2 protein-coding genes are annotated in these 24,899 nt (G+C 64.4%); both read right to left on the bottom strand.

Going from position 1 to position 24,899, the window contains the following annotated elements; all coding sequences use genetic code 11:
* Positions 1-87 precede the first annotated feature (87 nt).
* Positions 88-735, bottom strand: coding sequence for a VOC family protein (locus QGV54_RS15225; RefSeq protein WP_281015985.1), 648 nt, complete (start codon positions 733-735; stop codon positions 88-90).
* Positions 735-24,587 carry a tandem-95 repeat protein gene (locus tag QGV54_RS15220; protein ID WP_281019976.1) on the bottom strand — a complete coding sequence of 7,951 codons (23,853 nt, stop codon included), beginning with the start codon at positions 24,585-24,587 and terminating at the stop codon, positions 735-737. The genes QGV54_RS15225 and QGV54_RS15220 overlap by 1 nt, the downstream gene beginning before the upstream one ends.
* Between the last annotated feature and the right edge of the window lie 312 nt (positions 24,588-24,899).

Below are 24,899 nucleotides of genomic sequence, written 5' to 3'. Positions count from 1 at the left end.
GACTTCCGAACGATGCCTGGGGCTGTCCGGTCTGATCCGGGCGGCCCCTTCGCTTTTCGGGGCGAAACCTTGTGCTGCCGGACGGTGCTACCCGAGTGTCCGAAGTCCGGACGGTGTCTGGAATGTCGCTGCCAGCCCGACCGGACCGGTCTCGAAGCTGACGCGCGGGTCATGCAGCTGCCCCTTCAGGCGGGCGGCGATGGTATCGGCGTCGGGGTGGCGGACGGTCAGGCCCTGCAGGGAACAGCCGCGGTCCTGCATCCGCGTGACGGGCAGGGGACCGGCGGGCCACTGGATCAGTGTCGGATAGGCACCCTGCATCGGCATCGACCCGTCATCGGGGACCGAGATCAGCCATTCCAGATCACCGCGGATGGCCTCTACCGCCGGGCCGCTGTCCGGGTGGGCGTGGGCGAGGCTGGCAGCGATGTCCGGCGTGCCGAGAATCCAGGTGCCGATGCACGGCCTGTCGTCAAAGCTGTCCAGGCCATACCAGCGCCCGGCATCGGGCGTCGGGGCATCCGGATCAACCGCGATGACCTCGAGGAAGTCGGCGGGGCCGAGTGCCAGCAGCCGGTTGTGCGTTCCCATGCGCGGGTGCGACCCACCAGGCGGCATCTCGATACCCAGCATCTCCCGCACCCAGTCCACGCCTTCGTCGAGCGTGCGCGCTGTGACGGCCAGGTGGTCGAGAACCAGCGGGGGACGTGAGTCGCCAGTGCCGTCAGGTGGCATTACGCCGGGCCGCCGAGACCGAACAGCAGATCACCCTGTACAACGCTGTCGCCCTCGACCCGGGCCACGACCGAGTAGCCTGCGACCGTCACGTCGGCGTCGTAGATCAGGTGCGTACCATCAAAGATGAAGTGGTCGCCCGAAGCCTGACCCGAATTCGTGCCGTCATAGTCGTCGACAATCTCCACCAGCGTCTGGTTCGCCTGATCGAAGTCCAATCCGTCAAAGAAGAACGTATCGGCATTCGAGGTGAAGTCCGCAACGACATCCACTGTGAGGCCCGATGCCGTGACGGTGCTGTTCGTGACGACATCTGTCAGGTCCGTCGTGCTTTCCACCACCAGCAGATCGTTTCCGGCACCTGTCGTGATGTTGTCGGCCCCGGCACCGCCGATGAGCACGTCATTGCCGTCGCCACCGTCCAGCGTATCGTCACCTTCGCGGCCATCGAGCTGGTCCGAACCCAAGCCGCCTTCCAGAATGTTGCTCTGATTGTCGGCGTCGATGGTGTCGTCGAAGTCACTGCCGATCACGTCGGCAACGCTCTGGATCAGCATGGTGTTGGCACCGGACGTCGCGACCGCCGTGTTCAGGTCCAGCGCCACGCCTGCGGAGACGTTGGCGAAGCTGACCAGATCCGTGCCGCCATTGCCGTCCACCGTGTCATTGTCGTCGGAGACGAAGAAGCTGTCCTCTCCGTCACCACCGGCCATGTTGTCCGCGCCCGCGCCGCCCTCGATCACGTTGGCTTCCGCATCGCCGGTCAGCGTGTCGCTGAAGCCACTGCCGATGATGTTCTCGAAGAAGGTGACCGTGTCCGTGCCGCCGAAACCGTCCGTCGCCGTGGTGTTGGTCAGATCGACCGCAACGCCTGCCGGATCGTCGGCATAGCTGACGACGTCGCCGTTGATCTCCACCGTCTCGCCGCCGGTCAGGACGTCGTCACCCGCGCCACCCTGGACAGTGTCGTCGCCATCGCCGCCGTCCAGCGTGTCGTTTCCGCCCAGGCCGGTGAGCTGATCATCGCCAAGGCCGCCGGTGATCACGTTGGCTTCCGCATCGCCGGTCAGCGTGTCGCTGAAGCCACTGCCGATGATGTTCTCGAAGAAGGTGACCGTGTCCGTGCCGCCGAAACCGTCCGTCGCCGTGGTGTTGGTCAGATCGACCGCAACGCCTGCCGGATCGTCGGCATAGCTGACGACGTCGCCGTTGATCTCCACCGTCTCGCCGCCGGTCAGGACGTCGTCACCCGCGCCACCCTGGACAGTGTCGTCGCCATCGCCGCCGTCCAGCGTGTCGTTTCCGCCCAGGCCGGTGAGCTGATCATCGCCAAGGCCGCCGGTGATCACGTTGGCTTCCGCATCGCCGGTCAGCGTGTCGCTGAGGCCACCGCCGTCGATCAGGATGTTGTCGATCGTCAGCGTCAGGTCGACCACGCCATCAGCCTCGTTCGTGGCGGCGAAGCCGATCGTGTGGGTTCCGGCGGCAATCGCGATCTCGAAGTTGCCGCTGGTCACGGCGGACTGGCTGTGCGCGATCACGTGGACCTGATCATCGATGATCAGGAATCCCGCATCATTGAAACTGCTGCCGAGATCTCCCCCGGAGATCGCGAAATCGAACGAGAGCGTGGCAGCCTGCGCAAGCACCAGCGTGTTGTTGGCCAGCAGCGCAGATCCGTTTGTCGCGTTCTGTGCGCTGCCGACCTCTGCCGTCAGGGCGGCGTCCAGTGAACCGGCGGCAAGACCCAGAAAGGACTCTATGGCGAAATCGGTCTCAGGGTTCGACACCAGTGTCGCGAGTTCGCCGGTGAACGAAACACTGCCAAGCGCCGTCCAGTCGGTGCCACCGGCAGCGAAGTCACCGTTGACTACATCAGCCACTGCGACAGGCGCGTCATTCACCGCGTTGACGGTGACGGTCACGGTCTCGGTGTCGGTGCCGCCGTTGCCGTCGGAGACGGTGTAGGTGAAGGTGTCCTCGCCGTTGAAGTCGGCATCCGGCGTGTAGATGACCTGACCGGTCTGCGCGTCGATGGCGACCGCGCCGTTCGCACCCTGGGTGACGGCAGAGACAGTGAGAGAGTCACCATCAACGTCGGAGTCATTGGCCAGCACGTCGATGGAGACTGCGGTGTCCTCGTCGGTCGCGATGGTGTCGGCCACTGCGACAGGCGCGTCATTCACCGCGTTGACGGTGACGGTCACGGTCTCGGTGTCGGTGCCGCCGTTGCCGTCGGAGACGGTGTAGGTGAAGGAATCCTGGCCATTGAAGTCCGCATCCGGCGTATAGGTGACCAGTCCGGTCTCGGCATCGATGGCGACCGCACCGTTGGCACCCTGGGTGACGGCGGAGACGGTCAGCGTGTCGCCTTCAATATCGCTGTCGTTCGCCAGCACGTCGATGGACACCGCCGTGTCCTCGTTCGTCGTGCCGGTGTCGGCAAGGGCCACAGGAACATCATTCACGGCATTGACGGTGACCGTCACGGTCTCCGTGTCGGTGCCGCCGTTGCCATCTGAGACGGTGTAGGTGAAGGTGTCCTCGCCGTTGAAGTCAGCATCCGGCGTGTAGATGACCTGTCCGGTCTGCGCGTCGATGGCGACGGCACCGTTGGCACCCTGGGTGACAGCGGAGACAGTGAGATTGTCACCATCAACGTCGGAGTCATTGGCCAGTACGTCGATGGCGACCGGTGTGTCCTCGTCCGTCGCGATGGTGTCGGCCACTGCGACAGGCGCGTCATTCACCGCGTTGACGGTGACCGTGACGGTCTCCGTGTCGGTGCCACCGTTCCCGTCTGAGACGGTGTAGGTGAAGGTGTCCTCGCCGTTGAAGTCGGCGTCGGGCGTGTAGATGACCTGACCGGTCTCGGCGTCGATGGCCACCGCGCCGTTGGCTCCCTGAGTGACGGCGGAGACTGTGAGCGCGTCGCCGTCAATATCGCTGTCATTGGCCAGCACGTCGATGGAGACCGCAGTGTCCTCGTCGGTGGCGATGGTATCGGCGACCGCGACCGGCGCATCGTTCACCGGGTTGACGGTGACAGTCACAGTCTCGGTGTCGGTGCCGCCGTTGCCATCGGAGATCGTGTAGGTGAACGTGTCCTCACCGTTGAAATCGGCATCCGGCGTGTAGATGACCTGGCCGGTCTGCGCATCGATGGCGACCGCGCCGTTGGCGCCCTGGGTGACGTCGGAGACGGTGAGGGAGTCGCCGTCAATATCGCTGTCATTGGCCAGCACGTCGATGGAGACCGCAGTGTCCTCGTCGGTGGCGATGGTATCGGCGACCGCGACCGGCGCATCGTTCACCGGGTTGACGGTGACAGTCACGGTCTCGGTGTCGGTGCCGCCGTTGCCATCGGAGATCGTGTAGGTGAACGTGTCCTCGCCGTTGAAGTCGGCATCCGGCGTGTAGGTGACCTCACCGGTCTCTGCATCGATGGCGACCGCGCCGTTGGCACCCTGAGTGACGGTGGAGACTGTGAGGGAGTCGCCGTCAATATCGCTGTCGTTGGCAAGCACGTCGATGGAGACCGGCGTGTCCTCGTCAGTCGCGATGGTGTCTGCGACGGCGACCGGCGCGTCATTCACGGCATTGACGGTGACGGTGACAGTCTCTGTAGCCTCGCCACCATTCCCGTCGGAAACGGTGTAGGTGAACGTGTCCTCGCCGTTGAAATCGGCATCCGGCGTGTAGGTGACATCACCGGTCTCGGCGTCGATGGCGACCGTACCGTTGGCGCCCTGGGTGACGTCGGAGACGGTGAGGGCGTCTCCATCCACGTCACTGTCATTGGCCAGCACGTCGATGCTGACAGGCGTGTCTTCGTCGGTCGCGATGGTATCCGCAACCGCGACCGGCGCATCGTTCACCGGGTTGACGGTGACAGTCACAGTCTCGGTGTCGGTGCCGCCGTTGCCATCGGAGATCGTGTAGGTGAACGTGTCCTCACCGTTGAAATCGGCATCCGGCGTGTAGGTGACGTCACCGGTCTCGGCGTCGATGGCCACCGCACCGTTGGCACCTTGTGTGACGGCGGATACGGTGAGAGCGTCTCCATCCACATCACTGTCATTGGCCAGCACGTCGATGCTGACAGGCGTGTCTTCGTCGGTCGCGATGGTATCCGCGACGGCGACCGGTGCATCGTTCACCGAGTTGACGGTGACCGTGACGGTCTCGGTGTCTTCTCCACCGTTTCCGTCGGAGACGGTGTAGGTGAACGAGTCCTCACCGTTGAAATCGGCATCCGGCGTATAGGTGACTTCACCGGTCTCGGCGTCGATGGCGACGGCACCATTGGCACCCTGAGTGACGGCGGAGACGGTGAGGGTGTCACCTTCCAAGTCACTGTCATTGGCCAGCACGTCGATGGAGACCGCAGTGTCCTCGTCGGTGGCGATGGTATCGGCGACCGCGACCGGCGCATCGTTCACCGGGTTGACGGTGACAGTCACGGTCTCGGTGTCGGTGCCGCCGTTGCCATCGGAGATCGTGTAGGTGAACGTGTCCTCGCCGTTGAAGTCGGCATCCGGCGTGTAGGTGACCTCACCGGTCTCTGCATCGATGGCGACCGCGCCGTTGGCACCCTGAGTGACGGTGGAGACTGTGAGGGAGTCGCCGTCAATATCGCTGTCGTTGGCAAGCACGTCGATGGACACCGCCGTGTCCTCGTTCGTCGTGCCGGTGTCGGCAAGGGCCACAGGAACATCATTCACGGCATTGACGGTGACCGTCACGGTCTCCGTGTCGGTGCCGCCGTTGCCATCTGAGACGGTGTAGGTGAAGGTGTCCTCGCCGTTGAAGTCGGCATCCGGCGTATAGGTGACTTCACCGGTCTCGGCGTCGATGGCCACCGCGCCGTTGGCTCCCTGAGTGACGGCGGAGACTGTGAGCGCGTCGCCGTCAATATCGCTGTCATTGGCCAGCACGTCGATGGAGACCGGTGTGTCCTCGTCCGTCGCGATGGTGTCTGCGACCGCGACCGGGGCATCGTTCACGGCGTTGACGGTGACAGTCACAGTCTCGGTGTCGGTGCCGCCGTTGCCGTCGGAGACGGTGTAGGTGAACGTGTCCTCACCGTTGAAATCGGCATCCGGCGTGTAGATGACCTGGCCGGTCTGCGCATCGATGGCGACCGCGCCGTTGGCGCCCTGGGTGACGTCGGAGACGGTGAGGGAGTCGCCGTCAATATCGCTGTCATTGGCCAGCACGTCGATGGAGACCGCAGTGTCCTCGTCGGTGGCGATGGTATCGGCGACCGCGACCGGCGCATCGTTCACCGGGTTGACGGTGACAGTCACGGTCTCGGTGTCGGTGCCGCCGTTGCCATCGGAGATCGTGTAGGTGAACGTGTCCTCGCCGTTGAAGTCGGCATCCGGCGTGTAGGTGACCTCACCGGTCTCTGCATCGATGGCGACCGCGCCGTTGGCACCCTGAGTGACGGTGGAGACTGTGAGGGAGTCGCCGTCAATATCGCTGTCGTTGGCAAGCACGTCGATGGAGACCGGCGTGTCCTCGTCAGTCGCGATGGTGTCTGCGACGGCGACCGGCGCGTCATTCACGGCATTGACGGTGACGGTGACAGTCTCTGTAGCCTCGCCACCATTCCCGTCGGAAACGGTGTAGGTGAACGTGTCCTCGCCGTTGAAATCGGCGTCGGGCGTATAGGTGACTTCACCGGTTTCGGCATCGATGGCGACCGCGCCGTTGGCGCCCTGCGTGACGGCGGAGACTGTGAGCGCGTCGCCGTCAATATCGCTGTCATTGGCCAGCACGTCGATGGAGACCGCAGTGTCCTCGTCGGTGGCGATGGTATCGGCGACCGCGACCGGCGCATCGTTCACCGGGTTGACGGTGACAGTCACAGTCTCGGTGTCGGTGCCGCCGTTGCCATCGGAGATCGTGTAGGTGAACGTGTCCTCACCGTTGAAATCGGCATCCGGCGTGTAGATGACCTGGCCGGTCTGCGCATCGATGGCGACCGCGCCGTTGGCGCCCTGGGTGACGTCGGAGACGGTGAGGGAGTCGCCGTCAATATCGCTGTCATTGGCCAGCACGTCGATGGAGACCGCAGTGTCCTCGTCGGTGGCGATGGTATCGGCGACCGCGACCGGCGCATCGTTCACCGGGTTGACGGTGACAGTCACGGTCTCGGTGTCGGTGCCGCCGTTGCCATCGGAGATCGTGTAGGTGAACGTGTCCTCGCCGTTGAAGTCGGCATCCGGCGTGTAGGTGACCTCACCGGTCTCTGCATCGATGGCGACCGCGCCGTTGGCACCCTGAGTGACGGTGGAGACTGTGAGGGAGTCGCCGTCAATATCGCTGTCGTTGGCAAGCACGTCGATGGAGACCGGCGTGTCCTCGTCAGTCGCGATGGTGTCTGCGACGGCGACCGGCGCGTCATTCACGGCATTGACGGTGACGGTGACAGTCTCTGTAGCCTCGCCACCATTCCCGTCGGAAACGGTGTAGGTGAACGTGTCCTCGCCGTTGAAATCGGCATCCGGCGTGTAGGTGACATCACCGGTCTCGGCGTCGATGGCGACGGCACCGTTGGCACCTTGTGTGACGGCGGATACGGTGAGAGTGTCTCCATCCACATCACTGTCATTGGCCAGCACGTCGATGCTGACAGGCGTGTCTTCGTCGGTCGCGATGGTATCCGCGACGGCGACCGGTGCATCGTTCACCGAGTTGACGGTGACCGTGACGGTCTCGGTGTCTTCTCCACCGTTTCCGTCGGAGACGGTGTAGGTGAACGTGTCCTCACCGTTGAAGTCGGCGTCGGGCGTGTAGATGACCTGACCGGTCTGAGCGTCGATGGCGACCGCACCGTTGGCACCTTGTGTGACGGCGGATACGGTGAGAGCGTCTCCATCCACATCACTGTCATTGGCCAGCACGTCGATGCTGACAGGCGTGTCTTCGTCGGTCGCGATGGTATCCGCGACGGCGACCGGTGCATCGTTCACCGAGTTGACGGTGACCGTGACGGTCTCGGTGTCTTCTCCACCGTTTCCGTCGGAGACGGTGTAGGTGAACGAGTCCTCACCGTTGAAATCGGCATCCGGCGTATAGGTGACTTCACCGGTCTCGGCGTCGATGGCGACGGCACCATTGGCACCCTGGGTGACGGCGGAGACGGTCAGCGTGTCGCCTTCAATATCGCTGTCGTTCGCCAGCACGTCGATGGACACCGCCGTGTCCTCGTTCGTCGTGCCGGTGTCGGCAAGGGCCACAGGAACATCATTCACGGCATTGACGGTGACCGTCACGGTCTCCGTGTCGGTGCCGCCGTTGCCATCTGAGACGGTGTAGGTGAAGGTGTCCTCGCCGTTGAAGTCAGCATCCGGCGTGTAGATGACCTGTCCGGTCTGCGCGTCGATGGCGACGGCACCGTTGGCACCCTGGGTGACAGCGGAGACAGTGAGATTGTCACCATCAACGTCGGAGTCATTGGCCAGTACGTCGATGGCGACCGGTGTGTCCTCGTCCGTCGCGATGGTGTCGGCCACTGCGACAGGCGCGTCATTCACCGCGTTGACGGTGACCGTGACGGTCTCCGTGTCGGTGCCACCGTTCCCGTCTGAGACGGTGTAGGTGAAGGTGTCCTCGCCGTTGAAGTCGGCGTCGGGCGTGTAGATGACCTGACCGGTCTGCGCATCGATTGCGACCGCGCCGTTGGCACCCTGTGTGACGGCGGAGACGGTGAGGCTGTCCCCGTCGATGTCGCTGTCATTGGCCAGCACGTCGATGGCGACCGGTGTGTCCTCGTCCGTCGCGATGGTGTCGGCCACTGCGACAGGCGCGTCATTCACCGCGTTGACGGTGACCGTGACGGTCTCCGTGTCGGTGCCACCGTTCCCGTCTGAGACGGTGTAGGTGAAGGTGTCCTCGCCGTTGAAGTCGGCGTCGGGCGTGTAGATGACCTGACCGGTCTGCGCATCGATTGCGACCGCGCCGTTGGCACCCTGTGTGACGGCGGAGACGGTGAGGCTGTCCCCGTCGATGTCGCTGTCATTGGCCAGCACGTCGATGGAGACCGGTGTGTCCTCGTCCGTCGCGATGGTGTCTGCGACCGCGACCGGGGCATCGTTCACGGCGTTGACGGTGACAGTCACAGTCTCGGTGTCGGTGCCGCCGTTGCCGTCGGAGACGGTGTAGGTGAACGTGTCCTCACCGTTGAAATCGGCATCCGGCGTGTAGATGACCTGGCCGGTCTCGGCATCGATGGCGACCGCGCCGTTGGCGCCCTGGGTGACGTCGGAGACGGTGAGGGAGTCGCCGTCAATATCGCTGTCATTGGCCAGCACGTCGATGGAGACCGCAGTGTCCTCGTCGGTGGCGATGGTATCGGCGACCGCGACCGGCGCATCGTTCACCGGGTTGACGGTGACTGTCACAGTCTCGGTGTCGGTGCCGCCGTTGCCGTCGGAGACGGTGTAGGTGAAGGAGTCCGCGCCGTTGAAGTTGGCATCCGGCGTGTAGGTGACCTGGCCGGTCTGCGCGTCGATGGCCACCGCGCCGTTGGCGCCCTGGGTGACGTCGGAGACGGTGAGACTGTCGCCGTCGATGTCGCTGTCGTTCGCCAGCACGTCGATGGAAACCGGCGTGTCCTCGTCGGTCGCGATGGTGTCTGCGACGGCGACCGGTGCATCGTTGACGGAATTGACCGTGACGGTGACGGTCTCGGTGTCGGTCCCGCCATTCCCGTCGGAAACGGTGTAGGTGAACGTGTCCTCGCCGTTGAAATCGGCATCCGGCGTGTAGATGACCTGACCGGTCTGCGCATCGATGGCGACCGCACCGTTGGCGCCCTGGGTGACCGTGGAGACGGTGAGGGTGTCACCATCCACGTCCGTGTCGTTGGCCAGCACGTCGATGGAGACAGTCGTGTCCTCGTCGGTCGTCACCGCGTCGGCGACCGCCACAGGCGCATCGTTCACGGCATTGACGGTGATCACGCCTGTCTCGCTGTCGGTCAGCGCGCCGCCAGCACCGGTATTGCCCAGATCCGAAACGGTGATGACGCCGTTGTCGATGCCGTTGAAATCAGCGTCCGGGGTATAGGTGAAGTCGGCAATGGCCGCGTTGACGTCGGCCAGCGCGCCGCTGATGGTGACCGAGCCGGTCAGGTCGCCGCTGATGGTGGCGGCGGTATCAGTGACATCCAGTGTGCCGTTGCTGACAGAAAGCACGACCTCGATATTGCCATCGCCATCGGCCACATCGACATCGGTGACAGTCAGACCGGTGAAGCCGAGGCTGGTATCCTCGTCCAGGCTCTGGGCCGGAAGGGCGCTGAAGTCGGTCTGAATCGGATTTGCCGTGAAGACCACGAAGGCGGCACCGGAATCGGTACCGTTGGGATCGGCATAGGGCGCGCTGATCAGCAGGTCGTTCGTACCGTCGCCATTGACATCACCCGCGCCGCTGACGGCGCGACCTGCCTGTTCCAGTGTCGAGACACCATTGATGACGAAGCCACCGATACCATTCTCGACCGAAGCCAGTTCGACCGCGGCTCCATCCGCCTTGCCGAAGACAACGAAGGCCGCACCGGAATCCGCGCCATTGGGATCATCGAACGGCGCACCGATCAGCAGATCCGCCAGGCCATCTCCGTTCAGGTCGCCGATACCGCTGACAAATCGTCCGGCCTGATCGTCGGCGGACACGCCGTTGATGGCGAAGCCGCCGGTTCCGGCACGCACGGAGGCGAGATCGACGACGGTTCCGTCTGCCTTGCCAAAGACGACGTAGGACGAGCCGGAATTGTTCCCGTTGTAGTCACTGCCAAGCGCGCCGATGAGAATATCGTCGAGGCCGTCGCCGTTCACGTCACCAGCATTGCTGAGGCTGTAGCCGGAGAAATCATTCTCCGCCTCGCCAACGATGGCGAAGCCACCGGTGCCACCAGCCACGGCGGAGAGTTCCACCGCTGTGGTGTCCAGCTTCCCGAAAACGACGAAGGTCTGGCCGGCAGAGATGACACCACCGGGGTCGGCCAGTCGGGAGCCGATGATCAGATCCTCGATGCCATCGCCATTGATGTCACCGCCGCCGTCAAGTGCCTCGCCCGACTGGGCATTGAACTCGAAGCCGTTGATGACGAAGCCACCGGTCCCGGCCTGGACATTCGACAGGCTGACGCTGGTCCCGTCGGCCTTGCCGAAGACAACGAAACTGGCGCCCGAGGACGTGTTATTGGGGTCATCGGTCTTGGCGCTGACCAGCAGATCGTCGAGCCCATCGCCATTGAGATCGCCGATGCCGGCGACAGCACTGCCCGCCCTGTCCTGGTCGGCCACGCCGTCGATCGCGAAGCCGCCGGTGCCGAGGCTGACGTCGGAAAGCTCGACAGCTGTCCCGTCCGCCTTGCCGAAGATGACATGAGCCTGTCCAAGGTTCGCGCCGACCTGGGGCGAGCCGACGATCAGGTCATCAAGGCCATCGCCATTGACGTCACCGGCGGCGCTGATGGAGAAACCCGTCGCGTCGTTGGCAGCCGCACCATTGACGACAAATCCGCCGGTCCCGGCGGCAATGGCTGACAGTTCGACCGGTGTGGCATCGGCTTTGCCGAAGACCACGAAAACCGAGCCTGAGGACGCACCATTCGGGTCTGCATCCTTGGCGGCAACGAGAAGATCACCCAGTCCGTCGCCGTTGATATCTCCCGCGTCACTGACCCGGAAACCGGCGGCGTCATATGCCGCCGCACCGTTGATGACGAAGCCGCCCGATCCTGCCTCGATTGTCGACAGCTCGACGGGATCGCCTGAAGCCTGGACAAAACCCAGCACGGGCGCATCGTTCACGGCATCGACCGTGACGGTCACCGTCTCCGTGGCCGTGCCGCCATTGCCGTCCGAGATGGTGTAGGTGAAGGAATCCGAGCCGTTGAAATCGGCATCCGGCGTATAGGTGACTTCACCGGTCTCGGCGTCGATGGCGACGGCACCGTTGGCACCTTGTGTGACGGCGGATACGGTGAGAGTGTCTCCATCCACATCACTGTCATTGGCCAGCACGTCGATGCTGACAGGCGTGTCTTCGTCGGTCGCGATGGTATCCGCGACGGCGACCGGTGCATCGTTCACCGAGTTGACGGTGACCGTGACGGTCTCGGTGTCTTCTCCACCGTTTCCGTCGGAGACGGTGTAGGTGAACGTGTCCTCACCGTTGAAGTCGGCGTCGGGCGTGTAGATGACCTGACCGGTCTGAGCGTCGATGGCGACCGCACCGTTGGCACCTTGTGTGACGGCGGATACGGTGAGAGCGTCTCCATCCACATCACTGTCATTGGCCAGCACGTCGATGCTGACAGGCGTGTCTTCGTCGGTCGCGATGGTATCCGCGACGGCGACCGGTGCATCGTTCACCGAGTTGACGGTGACCGTGACGGTCTCGGTGTCTTCTCCACCGTTTCCGTCGGAGACGGTGTAGGTGAACGAGTCCTCACCGTTGAAATCGGCATCCGGCGTATAGGTGACTTCACCGGTCTCGGCGTCGATGGCGACGGCACCATTGGCACCCTGGGTGACGGCGGAGACGGTCAGCGTGTCGCCTTCAATATCGCTGTCGTTCGCCAGCACGTCGATGGACACCGCCGTGTCCTCGTTCGTCGTGCCGGTGTCGGCAAGGGCCACAGGAACATCATTCACGGCATTGACGGTGACCGTCACGGTCTCCGTGTCGGTGCCGCCGTTGCCATCTGAGACGGTGTAGGTGAAGGTGTCCTCGCCGTTGAAGTCAGCATCCGGCGTGTAGATGACCTGTCCGGTCTGCGCGTCGATGGCGACGGCACCGTTGGCACCCTGGGTGACAGCGGAGACAGTGAGATTGTCACCATCAACGTCGGAGTCATTGGCCAGTACGTCGATGGCGACCGGTGTGTCCTCGTCCGTCGCGATGGTGTCGGCCACTGCGACAGGCGCGTCATTCACCGCGTTGACGGTGACCGTGACGGTCTCCGTGTCGGTGCCACCGTTCCCGTCTGAGACGGTGTAGGTGAAGGTGTCCTCGCCGTTGAAGTCGGCGTCGGGCGTGTAGATGACCTGACCGGTCTGCGCATCGATTGCGACCGCGCCGTTGGCACCCTGTGTGACGGCGGAGACGGTGAGGCTGTCCCCGTCGATGTCGCTGTCATTGGCCAGCACGTCGATGGCGACCGGTGTGTCCTCGTCCGTCGCGATGGTGTCGGCCACTGCGACAGGCGCGTCATTCACCGCGTTGACGGTGACCGTGACGGTCTCCGTGTCGGTGCCACCGTTCCCGTCTGAGACGGTGTAGGTGAAGGTGTCCTCGCCGTTGAAGTCGGCGTCGGGCGTGTAGATGACCTGACCGGTCTGCGCATCGATTGCGACCGCGCCGTTGGCACCCTGTGTGACGGCGGAGACGGTGAGGCTGTCCCCGTCGATGTCGCTGTCATTGGCCAGCACGTCGATGGAGACCGGTGTGTCCTCGTCCGTCGCGATGGTGTCTGCGACCGCGACCGGGGCATCGTTCACGGCGTTGACGGTGACAGTCACAGTCTCGGTGTCGGTGCCGCCGTTGCCGTCGGAGACGGTGTAGGTGAACGTGTCCTCACCGTTGAAATCGGCATCCGGCGTGTAGATGACCTGGCCGGTCTCGGCATCGATGGCGACCGCGCCGTTGGCGCCCTGGGTGACGTCGGAGACGGTGAGGGAGTCGCCGTCAATATCGCTGTCATTGGCCAGCACGTCGATGGAGACCGCAGTGTCCTCGTCGGTGGCGATGGTATCGGCGACCGCGACCGGCGCATCGTTCACCGGGTTGACGGTGACAGTCACGGTCTCGGTGTCGGTGCCGCCGTTGCCATCGGAGATCGTGTAGGTGAACGTGTCCTCGCCGTTGAAGTCGGCATCCGGCGTGTAGGTGACCTCACCGGTCTCTGCATCGATGGCGACCGCGCCGTTGGCACCCTGAGTGACGGTGGAGACTGTGAGGGAGTCGCCGTCAATATCGCTGTCGTTGGCAAGCACGTCGATGGAGACCGGCGTGTCCTCGTCAGTCGCGATGGTGTCTGCGACGGCGACCGGCGCGTCATTCACGGCATTGACGGTGACGGTGACAGTCTCTGTAGCCTCGCCACCATTCCCGTCGGAAACGGTGTAGGTGAACGTGTCCTCGCCGTTGAAATCGGCGTCGGGCGTATAGGTGACTTCACCGGTTTCGGCATCGATGGCGACCGCGCCGTTGGCGCCCTGCGTGACGGCGGAGACTGTGAGCGCGTCGCCGTCAATATCGCTGTCATTGGCCAGCACGTCGATGGAGACCGCAGTGTCCTCGTCGGTGGCGATGGTATCGGCGACCGCGACCGGCGCATCGTTCACCGGGTTGACGGTGACTGTCACAGTCTCGGTGTCGGTGCCGCCGTTGCCGTCGGAGACGGTGTAGGTGAAGGAGTCCGCGCCGTTGAAGTTGGCATCCGGCGTGTAGGTGACCTGGCCGGTCTGCGCGTCGATGGCCACCGCGCCGTTGGCGCCCTGGGTGACGTCGGAGACGGTGAGACTGTCGCCGTCGATGTCGCTGTCGTTCGCCAGCACGTCGATGGAAACCGGCGTGTCCTCGTCGGTCGCGATGGTGTCTGCGACGGCGACCGGTGCATCGTTGACGGAATTGACCGTGACGGTGACGGTCTCGGTGTCGGTCCCGCCATTCCCGTCGGAAACGGTGTAGGTGAACGTGTCCTCGCCGTTGAAATCGGCATCCGGCGTGTAGATGACCTGACCGGTCTGCGCATCGATGGCGACCGCACCGTTGGCGCCCTGGGTGACCGTGGAGACGGTGAGGGTGTCACCATCCACGTCCGTGTCGTTGGCCAGCACGTCGATGGAGACAGTCGTGTCCTCGTCGGTCGTCACCGCGTCGGCGACCGCCACAGGCGCATCGTTCACGGCATTGACGGTGATCACGCCTGTCTCGCTGTCGGTCAGCGCGCCGCCAGCACCGGTATTGCCCAGATCCGAAACGGTGATGACGCCGTTGTCGATGCCGTTGAAATCAGCGTCCGGGGTATAGGTGAAGTCGGCAATGGCCGCGTTGACGTCGGCCAGCGCGCCGCTGATGGTGACCGAGCCGGTCAGGTCGCCGCTGATGGTGGCGGCGGTATCAGTGACATCCAGTGTGCCGTTGCTGACAGAAAGCACGACCTCGATATTGCCATCGCCATCGGCCACATCGACATCGGTGACAGTCAGACCGGTGAAGCCGAGGCTGGTATCCTCGTCCAGGCTCTGGGCCGGAAGGGCGCTGAAGTCGGTCTGAATCGGATTTGCCGTGAAGACCACGAAGGCGGCACCGGAATCGGTACCGTTGGGATCGGCATAGGGCGCGCTGATCAGCAGGTCGTTCGTACCGTCGCCATTGACATCACCCGCGCCGCTGACGGCGCGACCTGCCTGTTCCAGTGTCGAGACACCATTGATGACGAAGCCACCGATACCATTCTCGACCGAAGCCAGTTCGACCGCGGCTCCATCCGCCTTGCCGAAGACAACGAAGGCCGCACCGGAATCCGCGCCATTGGGATCATCGAACGGCGCACCGATCAGCAGATCCGCCAGGCCATCTCCGTTCAGGTCGCCGATACCGCTGACAAATCGTCCGGCCTGATCGTCGGCGGACACGCCGTTGATGGCGAAGCCGCCGGTTCCGGCACGCACGGAGGCGAGATCGACGACGGTTCCGTCTGCCTTGCCAAAGACGACGTAGGACGAGCCGGAATTGTTCCCGTTGTAGTCACTGCCAAGCGCGCCGATGAGAATATCGTCGAGGCCGTCGCCGTTCACGTCACCAGCATTGCTGAGGCTGTAGCCGGAGAAATCATTCTCCGCCTCGCCAACGATGGCGAAGCCACCGGTGCCACCAGCCACGGCGGAGAGTTCCACCGCTGTGGTGTCCAGCTTCCCGAAAACGACGAAGGTCTGGCCGGCAGAGATGACACCACCGGGGTCGGCCAGTCGGGAGCCGATGATCAGATCCTCGATGCCATCGCCATTGATGTCACCGCCGCCGTCAAGTGCCTCGCCCGACTGGGCATTGAACTCGAAGCCGTTGATGACGAAGCCACCGGTCCCGGCCTGGACATTCGACAGGCTGACGCTGGTCCCGTCGGCCTTGCCGAAGACAACGAAACTGGCGCCCGAGGACGTGTTATTGGGGTCATCGGTCTTGGCGCTGACCAGCAGATCGTCGAGCCCATCGCCATTGAGATCGCCGATGCCGGCGACAGCACTGCCCGCCCTGTCCTGGTCGGCCACGCCGTCGATCGCGAAGCCGCCGGTGCCGAGGCTGACGTCGGAAAGCTCGACAGCTGTCCCGTCCGCCTTGCCGAAGATGACATGAGCCTGTCCAAGGTTCGCGCCGACCTGGGGCGAGCCGACGATCAGGTCATCAAGGCCATCGCCATTGACGTCACCGGCGGCGCTGATGGAGAAACCCGTCGCGTCGTTGGCAGCCGCACCATTGACGACAAATCCGCCGGTCCCGGCGGCAATGGCTGACAGTTCGACCGGTGTGGCATCGGCTTTGCCGAAGACCACGAAAACCGAGCCTGAGGACGCACCATTCGGGTCTGCATCCTTGGCGGCAACGAGAAGATCACCCAGTCCGTCGCCGTTGATATCTCCCGCGTCACTGACCCGGAAACCGGCGGCGTCATATGCCGCCGCACCGTTGATGACGAAGCCGCCCGATCCTGCCTCGATTGTCGACAGCTCGACGGGATCGCCTGAAGCCTGGACAAAACCCAGCACGGGCGCATCGTTCACGGCATCGACCGTGACGGTCACCGTCTCCGTGGCCGTGCCGCCATTGCCGTCCGAGATGGTGTAGGTGAAGGAATCCGAGCCGTTGAAATCGGCATCCGGCGTATAGGTGACTTCACCGGTCTCGGCGTCGATGGCGACGGCACCGTTGGCACCTTGTGTGACGGCGGATACGGTGAGAGTGTCTCCATCCACATCACTGTCATTGGCCAGCACGTCGATGCTGACAGGCGTGTCTTCGTCGGTCGCGATGGTATCCGCGACGGCGACCGGTGCATCGTTCACCGAGTTGACGGTGACCGTGACGGTCTCGGTGTCTTCTCCACCGTTTCCGTCGGAGACGGTGTAGGTGAACGTGTCCTCACCGTTGAAGTCGGCGTCGGGCGTGTAGATGACCTGACCGGTCTGAGCGTCGATGGCGACCGCACCGTTGGCACCTTGTGTGACGGCGGATACGGTGAGAGCGTCTCCATCCACATCACTGTCATTGGCCAGCACGTCGATGCTGACAGGCGTGTCTTCGTCGGTCGCGATGGTATCCGCGACGGCGACCGGTGCATCGTTCACCGAGTTGACGGTGACCGTGACGGTCTCGGTGTCGGTGCCGCCGTTGCCGTCGGAGACGGTGTAGGTGAACGTGTCCTCGCCGTTGAAGTCGGCGTCGGGCGTATAGGTGACCTGGCCGGTCTGCGCGTCGATGGCGACGGCACCATTGGCACCCTGGGTGACGTCGGAGACGGTGAGGGAGTCGCCGTCAATATCGCTGTCATTGGCCAGCACGTCGATGGAGACCGCAGTGTCCTCGTCGGTGGCGATGGTATCGGCGACCGCGACCGGCGCATCGTTCACCGGGTTGACGGTGACAGTCACAGTCTCGGTGTCGGTGCCGCCGTTGCCATCGGAGATCGTGTAGGTGAACGTGTCCTCACCGTTGAAATCGGCATCTGGCGTGTAGGTGACTTCACCGGTCTCGGCATCGATGGCGACCGCGCCGTTGGCGCCCTGCGTGACGGCGGAGCCTGTGAGCGCGTCGCCGTCAATATCGCTGTCATTGGCCAGCACGTCGATGGAGACCGCAGTGTCTTCGTCGGTCGCGATGGTGTCCGCGACCGCGACCGGGGCATCGTTCACCGGGTTGACGGTGACAGTCACAGTCTCGGTGTCGGTGCCGCCGTTGCCATCGGAGACGGTGTAGGTGAACGTGTCCTCACCGTTGAAATCGGCGTCGGGCGTATAGGTGACTTCACCGGTTTCGGCATCGATGGCGACCGCGCCGTTGGCGCCCTGCGTGACGGCGGAGACTGTGAGCGCGTCGCCGTCGATATCGCTGTCGTTGGCGAGCACGTCGATGGAGACCGCAGTGTCCTCGTCGGTGGCGATGGTATCGGCGACCGCGACCGGGGCATCGTTCACCGGGTTGACGGTGACAGTCACAGTCTCGGTGTCGGTGCCGCCGTTGCCATCGGAGACGGTGTAGGTAAACGAGTCCTCACCGTTGAAGTCGGCGTCGGGCGTATAGGTGACTTCACCGGTCTGCGCGTCGATGGCGACCGTACCGTTGGCGCCCTGGGTGACGGCGGAGACGGTGAGAGCGTCTCCATCCACGTCACTGTCATTGGCCAGCACGTCGATGCTGACAGGCGTGTCCTCGTCGGTCGTCGCCGTGTCTGCCACCGCGACCGGTGCATCGTTCACCGCGTTGACGGTAACGGTGACGGTCTCGGTATCGGTCCCGCCGTTGCCGTCGGAGACGGTGTAGGTGAACGTGTCCTCACCGTTGAAGTCGGCATCCGGGGTGTAGGTGACGTCACCGGTCTCGGCGTCGATGGCGACCGCACCATTGGCGCCCTGGGTGACGGCGGAGACGGTGAGGGAGTTGCCGTCAATATCGCTGTCATTGGCCAGCACGTCGATGGAGACCGGCGTGTCCTCGTCAGTCGCGATGGTGTCAGCGACGGCGACCGGTGCATCGTTCACCGGGTTGACGGTGACAGTCACAGTCTCGGTGTCGGTGCCGCCGTTGCCATCGGAGACGGTGTAGGTGAACGTGTCCTCACCGTTGAAATCGGCGTCGGGCGTATAGGTGACTTCACCGGTTTCGGCATCGATGGCGACCGCGCCGTTGGCGCCCTGCGTGACGGCGGAGACTGTGAGCGCGTCGCCGTCGATATCGCTGTCGTTGGCGAGCACGTCGATGGAGACCGCAGTGTCCTCGTCGGTGGCGATGGTATCGGCGACCGCGACCGGCGCGTCATTCACGGCGTTGACGGTGACCGTCACGGTCTCTGTGGCTTCACCGCCGTTGCCGTCGGAGACGGTGTAGGTAAACGAGTCCTCACCGTTGAAATCGGCATCCGGCGTGTAGGTGACCTCACCGGTCTCGGCATCGATGGCGACGGCACCATTGGCGCCCTGGGTGACAGCGGAGACGGTGAGAGCGTCACCATCCAGGTCACTGTCATTCGCCAGCACGTCGATGGTGACCGGTGTGTCTTCATCGGTCGTGATGGTATCTGCAACGGCGACCGGTGCATCGTTCACCGCGTTGACGGTAACGGTGACGGTCTCGGTATCGGCGCTGACACCCCCGTCGATCAGGATATTGTCGATCGTGAGGGTCAGGTCGACGATCGTGTCGCCCTCGTTCATGGCAGCAAAGCCGATGGTGTGCGTGCCCGCCGCGATCTCGATCTCGAAAGTGCCGGCAGTAACAGCGGACTGGTTCTGCGCGATCACGTGCACCTGATCGTCGATGATCAGGAAGCCCGCGTCGTTGAAGCTGCTGCCGAGGTCGCTGCCGGCGATCGAGAAATCGAACGAGAGTGTCGCTGCCTGTGCCAGGACAAGCGGGGTGTCAGCCAGCATGGCCGAACCGTCGGTGGCGTTCTGCGCGGACCCGACCGCCGCAGTCAGTGCGGCATCGAGAGAGCCGGGGGCTATGCCGAGAAACGTCTCGATCTGTGTATCCGTACCGCCGGCGGAGAGCATGGTCGCAAGTTCGCCGTCAAAGTTCACGTTGCCAAACGTCGTCCAGTCGGTGCCACCGTTCGCGAAGTCACCATTGACGACCAAACCGCCGCTGCCGCTGCCGCCAGTGCCATTGTCGCTGACGGTGTAGGTGAACGTGTCCGTGCCGTTGAAGTTCGCGTTCGGCGTATAGACCACCTGGCCGGTCTCGGCGTCGATGGTGACGGTGCCATTCTGGCCCTGGGAAACGGCGGTAACGCCGAGGGCGTCGCCGTCGATATCGCTGTCGTTGGCCAGAACGTCGATGAAGACGGCCGTGTCCTCGTCGGTCGTCGCCGTATCCGCGGTGGCGACCGGTGCGTCGTTGACGCCGGTGATCGTGACCGAGACAGTCGCCGTATCCGTGCCGCCCGCGCCGTCGGATATTGTGTAACTGAAGCTGTCCTGGACAGTGACACCGGCCGCGAGGGTTTCGAAGGCGCCGTTCGTGTCGTAGCTGACGGTGCCGTCGCCATTGTCGGTGATCAGCGCCCCGCCCTGCGTTGTGGCGTCCACGGCAATCACTAACAGGGTGTCGCCGACATCCGGATCGACGTCATTGGCAAGCAGATCGATCGTGACGGCGCTGTCCTCATCCACCGCAGCAGTATCATCGACGGCGCTGGGCTGGGCATTGCCGAGACCGGTGAAATCATCCGCTACCAGTTGGGCGATTGTGACGTTCTGCAGTGTCAGCGTCTGCGTTTCGTTCAACTGAATGACCGTATCGCCATTCAACTCGGTCGCTACGGCCTGGATATCGGTGATGTCGCCAAAGCCGTAGGCGGTGAGGTCGATCTGTTCGCCACCACCTGAACCCGGCGTGAAGTCGGTGACCGTGATGTTGCCGTCCCCGTCACGAACGATGAAGCGGTCATCGCCTGCGCCGCCGGTCAGGGTCGTGTCGGCACTGTCGCCGGCCAGCGTGTCCGCGTCTGCCGTTCCCGTGACCTGCTCGAAGCCGCTCAGTGTGTCCGTGGTCCCGTGACTGTCGGTTGCCAGGCCCGCCCGCAGGTCGACATTGACGCCTGATGCACCACCGTCTGCCGAATAGTCGAGAAGATCCGTGCCCTCCCCAGCGGAAAGGTTGTCGGCACCCGCGCCGCCAGTGAGCGTATCCGCGCCCGCGCCGGTCGCGATGCTGTTGGCCGCGCCGTCACCGGTCACCCGGTCGTCGCCGACGCCTGTCGTCACGTCCTCGATACCGGTGAGGCTGTCCGTCCCGTCCGAGGCCAGCGCCACGCCGGTTGTCAGATTGACGGTGACATCGACCGCCACGCCGGAGAAATCGGCGCGGTCGATGCCGTCGCCGCCAGCCAGCGTGTCATTGCCCGCACCGCCATCCAGAACATCATCGCCTGCGTTGCCGGAGACCACATCGGCCCCGTCGCCGCCGGAGATCGAGTCGCTGTCATTGCCGCCGAACAGTTGGTCGTCGCCGGTACCACCGGCAATCCGGTCCGCGCCGTCACCGCCGACCAGGGTGTCCGCACCCCCGGCGCCATCCAGGCTGTCCGCGCCCGCGAAACCGTTCAGCAGTTCATCCGCCGCGCTGCCCGAAGCCGTGTCGGCCGCGTCCGTCAGATTGACCTGCTCGATCCCGCTCAGGCTTTCCGTTCCGTTGGTCGAGGTGGCCGTGCCCGCCGCAAGGTCCAGCACCACCGGACCAGTGGCCGCACCGAATTCGATCAGGTCGGTTCCGTCGCCGCCGACAAAGGTGTCGTTGCCTGCATTGTCGAACAGGGAATCATCACCGGCACCGCCAATGATGCTGTCGTTGCCCGCACCAGCGTCGATCAGGTCGGTGCCGCCACCGCCGTCGATGATGTTGGCGGAGCCGTCACCCACCAGAATGTCCGCGCCCGAGCCGCCGACAAGGTTCTCGATCCCGATCAGGGTGTCGGCACCGATCTCGTCCGTCTGGGCATTGATCGAGGTTGCCGTACCTGTTGCCAGACTTGCGGCGACACCAGCCGTCGTCGCGGCGAAGCTTGCGGTATCGCTGCCCGCACCGCCATCAAGCGTGTCGTTGCCCGCACCGCCGGAAAGGGTGTCGTTGCCTGCCAGACCGGACAGGCTGTTGGCATTGGCATTGCCGGTCAGGCTGTCATTGCCGGATCCGGCGATCACGTTCTCGATGCCGGAAATGCTGTCGGTGCCGATCTCGTTGATCTCGCCGTTCGACTGCGCTGTGCCCGCCGCGAGATTGACGGCAATACCGTTGGACGTGCTGGTGAAGGTGGCCGTGTCGGTACCCGCGCCACCGTCCAGCGTGTCATTGCCGACACCGCTGCCGCCGACAATCGTGTCATTGCCCGCGCCGCCCGAGAGGCTGTTGTCGCCATCGTCGCCCGCCAGCCGGTCGCCGTGGCTGGAGCCGATGACGGATTCGATGCCCTGCAGGGTGTCGGTTCCGCCAAAACCGTCGCTGACGGTGGTATTGGCAAGGCTGACATCGACACCGGTCGTGGCATTCGCAAAGCTGACGACGTCCTGCCCGGCACCGCCGGTCAGGACGTCCGAACCTGCATCGGCCAGCAGTGTGTCGTTGCCTTCACCGCCGTCGAGAGCATCATTGCCCGTTCCGCCGGTCAGCAGGTCACCGCCGGTGCCGCCCTGGACATTGTCATTGCCCGCGCCGCCATCGATATTGTCAGCACCGGTTCCGCCCAGCACCGTGTCGTTGCCGCCCAGCGCCTGAATGGTGTCGTCGCCGCCGCCGCCATTGATCGCGTCCGCGCCGGCAGTTCCGGCTATGGCATCGTTGCCGCCACCACGGTTGATGGTCTGAAATGCCGGCGGTTCGTCATTCTGTGACCCTGTATCCTGGGTCGGCGCGGTTGTGTTGGTCTGAGGTGCGGTCGTTGTTGCCGGGGGAGCCGTGGAGGCAAGAAGACTTCCGGTCCCACCTGCGGCCTGATTGTCCCCGCCACCCTGCGTCCCGCCTGTGTTGGCTCCGCTGGTGCCAGTGCCGGTTGCTGTGCCGATTCCCGGTGACGGGCTGCCCGACGCGGGCGCCGTGCCACCAACCTGCTGACCACCACCGCCGCCATCGGCCTGTCCGTCGGAGCCCGAATCGCCACTCGAATCAGCCTGGCCACCTGAATCTCCGGCACCGCCATCGGCACCACCACCGTCCGCCGGGCCACCATCCTGCTGACCGCCACCACTGCCGGTTGCTGTGCCGATTCCCGGTGACGGGCTGCCCGACGCGGGTGCCGTGCCACCATCCTGCTGACCGCCACCGCCGCCATCGGCCTGTCCGTCGGAGCCCGAATCGCCACTCGAATCAGCCTGGCCACCTGAATTTCCGGCACCGCCATCGGCACCACCACCGTCCGCCGGGCCACCATCCTGCTGACCGCCACCACCGCCATCGGCCTGTCCGTCGGAGCCCGAATCGCCACTCGAATCAGCCTGGCCACCTGAATCTCCGGCACCGCCATCGGCACCACCACCGTCCGCTGCGCCACCATCACCTTCCGGTGCGCCGCCACCGTCTGCTGCGCCACCATCTCCGCCATCTGCCGCCGCGCCATCCCCTGCGCCAGCTTCGCCTTCGGCCGCGCCGCCTTCCTCCGCGCCACCATCACCTTCCTGTGCGCCGCCACCTTCTGCTGCGCCACCATCTCCGCCATCTGCCGCCGCGCCATCCCCTGCGCCAGCTTCGCCTTCGGCCGCGCCGCCTTCCTCCGCGCCACCATCACCTTCCGGTGCCGCGCCTTCCTCGCCGTCGCCTTCAGCCGCAGCGTCGCCCTCGCCTTCAGCGTCTCCTTCGCCTTCACCTTCACCGCCGTCGCCGCCTTCACCGCCGTCGCCTTCGCCCTCGGCTGCACCTCCGCCTTCGCCTTCCGCAGGGCCACCTTCCGGTGCTGCCTCGCCCTCGCCGCTGTCACCTTCCGCTCCGGCATCCTCTTCCTCGCCGTCGCCCTCGACCTCTTCTTCCTCTTCGCCTTCGCCTTCTTCCTCGCCGTCGCCTTCGCCTTCACCCTCGCCCTCGCCCTCGCCCTCGGCGTCACCTTCGCCTTCGCCTTCACCTTCCGTCTCACCCGCAGCGCCGCCGCCGTCATCGCCGCGACGGTCACCACCGGAGTCATTGTCGTTGCCGCTCTGACCCACCTGCGGCGTGCCCGGCAGGTTGCTCAGTGCATTGCCGAACTTCGATTCAATCTCCGTCCGGCTGAATATCCTGGGTGCTGCGGGAGCCTGGAACTGGCTCGACGTCTGCGTACCCTCGAACGCCTGGCTCAGTTCCACGCCACCGGCCGCGTTGGAGACAAAGATGCTGCCCGTCGTGCCGTCTTCCTGCGGCAGGTTCACGACCTCGGACTGCTCGCCCTCCTGCGCGCCCTTGCCACCCACGAAGGTGCCGCGCACACCGATGGTCAGAACCGGTGTCTTTACCGTCAGTGCATCGTCGCCGGTCTTCGCCACCGCGCCGGAGACAAACGAGAACGAGCCCTGCAGCACGTTGACCACCGCGTTGCCTGTGTTCGCCGCCGGGTCGTAGACGAAGTCGTCCAGCACCATCCGGGCGTCACCGCCGATGGAGAACGTCGTGTCGTCATTGAAGCGGATGCCCGCCGCGCCGTCCTCCGACGTCTCCACCACATCATCGGTGAAGACCGGGTCGCCGACCTGGACCTGTTCGCGGGTACCATTCACGCGGGTGATGAAGACGGCACCGTCCGCCTGCTCGACGACGCCAATGGGATCACCCAGCGCGCCGTCGCCCTGCTGCGCCAGACCCGTGGCGCGGGGACCGGCCAGCAGTTCGGCCAGGCTGCCGTCGATGCGGGCACCGTTCAGGGTGTAGAGATCGGGCGGGTTCTCGGAGGAGAAGAAATTGATCACCAGGACGCGGCTGCCGTCCTTGCCGACCAGGATCAGGTCGGGACCGGAGCGTACGAACTGTGCTGTCAGCAGCAGCAGCCCCTGGTCGATGACCAGGCTGGTCTGCCCGGTCGCATCGAAGACAGCCTGAAAGCCGGACTGGTCTCCGCTGTCGCCAAGGGAGCCGGCTGGTGGGAGGTCGCGCGTCACTACCCACTCCTGCCCGTGATACGAGTAGAGATCATCCCTCGCTCCGCTTCCTGCCGGTTGTCAGCACAGCATTGTGCTGTGCCGATCCGACAAAGAACCGAAACCTGCCCGACCTCCCGGGACATGTTCCGGCGATTAGACTGCATTCTACGCCCATTTGACACTGGGGCGTAGCAAAAAAGTCCGTATCCACAGATGCATAGGGTGGATCCAACCCGAACACCGCGCCCTGTGGCCTTCCTGCACCGCTGTCACATTTGCATCGCAACGGGCCGGCCGACAACGCATGACCCACTCTGACGTGACCAGCTT

The sequence above is a fragment of the Minwuia sp. IMCC3060 genome (assembly GCF_029909435.1).
Lineage (GTDB): Bacteria > Pseudomonadota > Alphaproteobacteria > Minwuiales > Minwuiaceae > Minwuia.
Note: the sequence above shows the minus strand (reverse complement) of the source record. Positions and strands in the feature narration are given on the sequence as shown.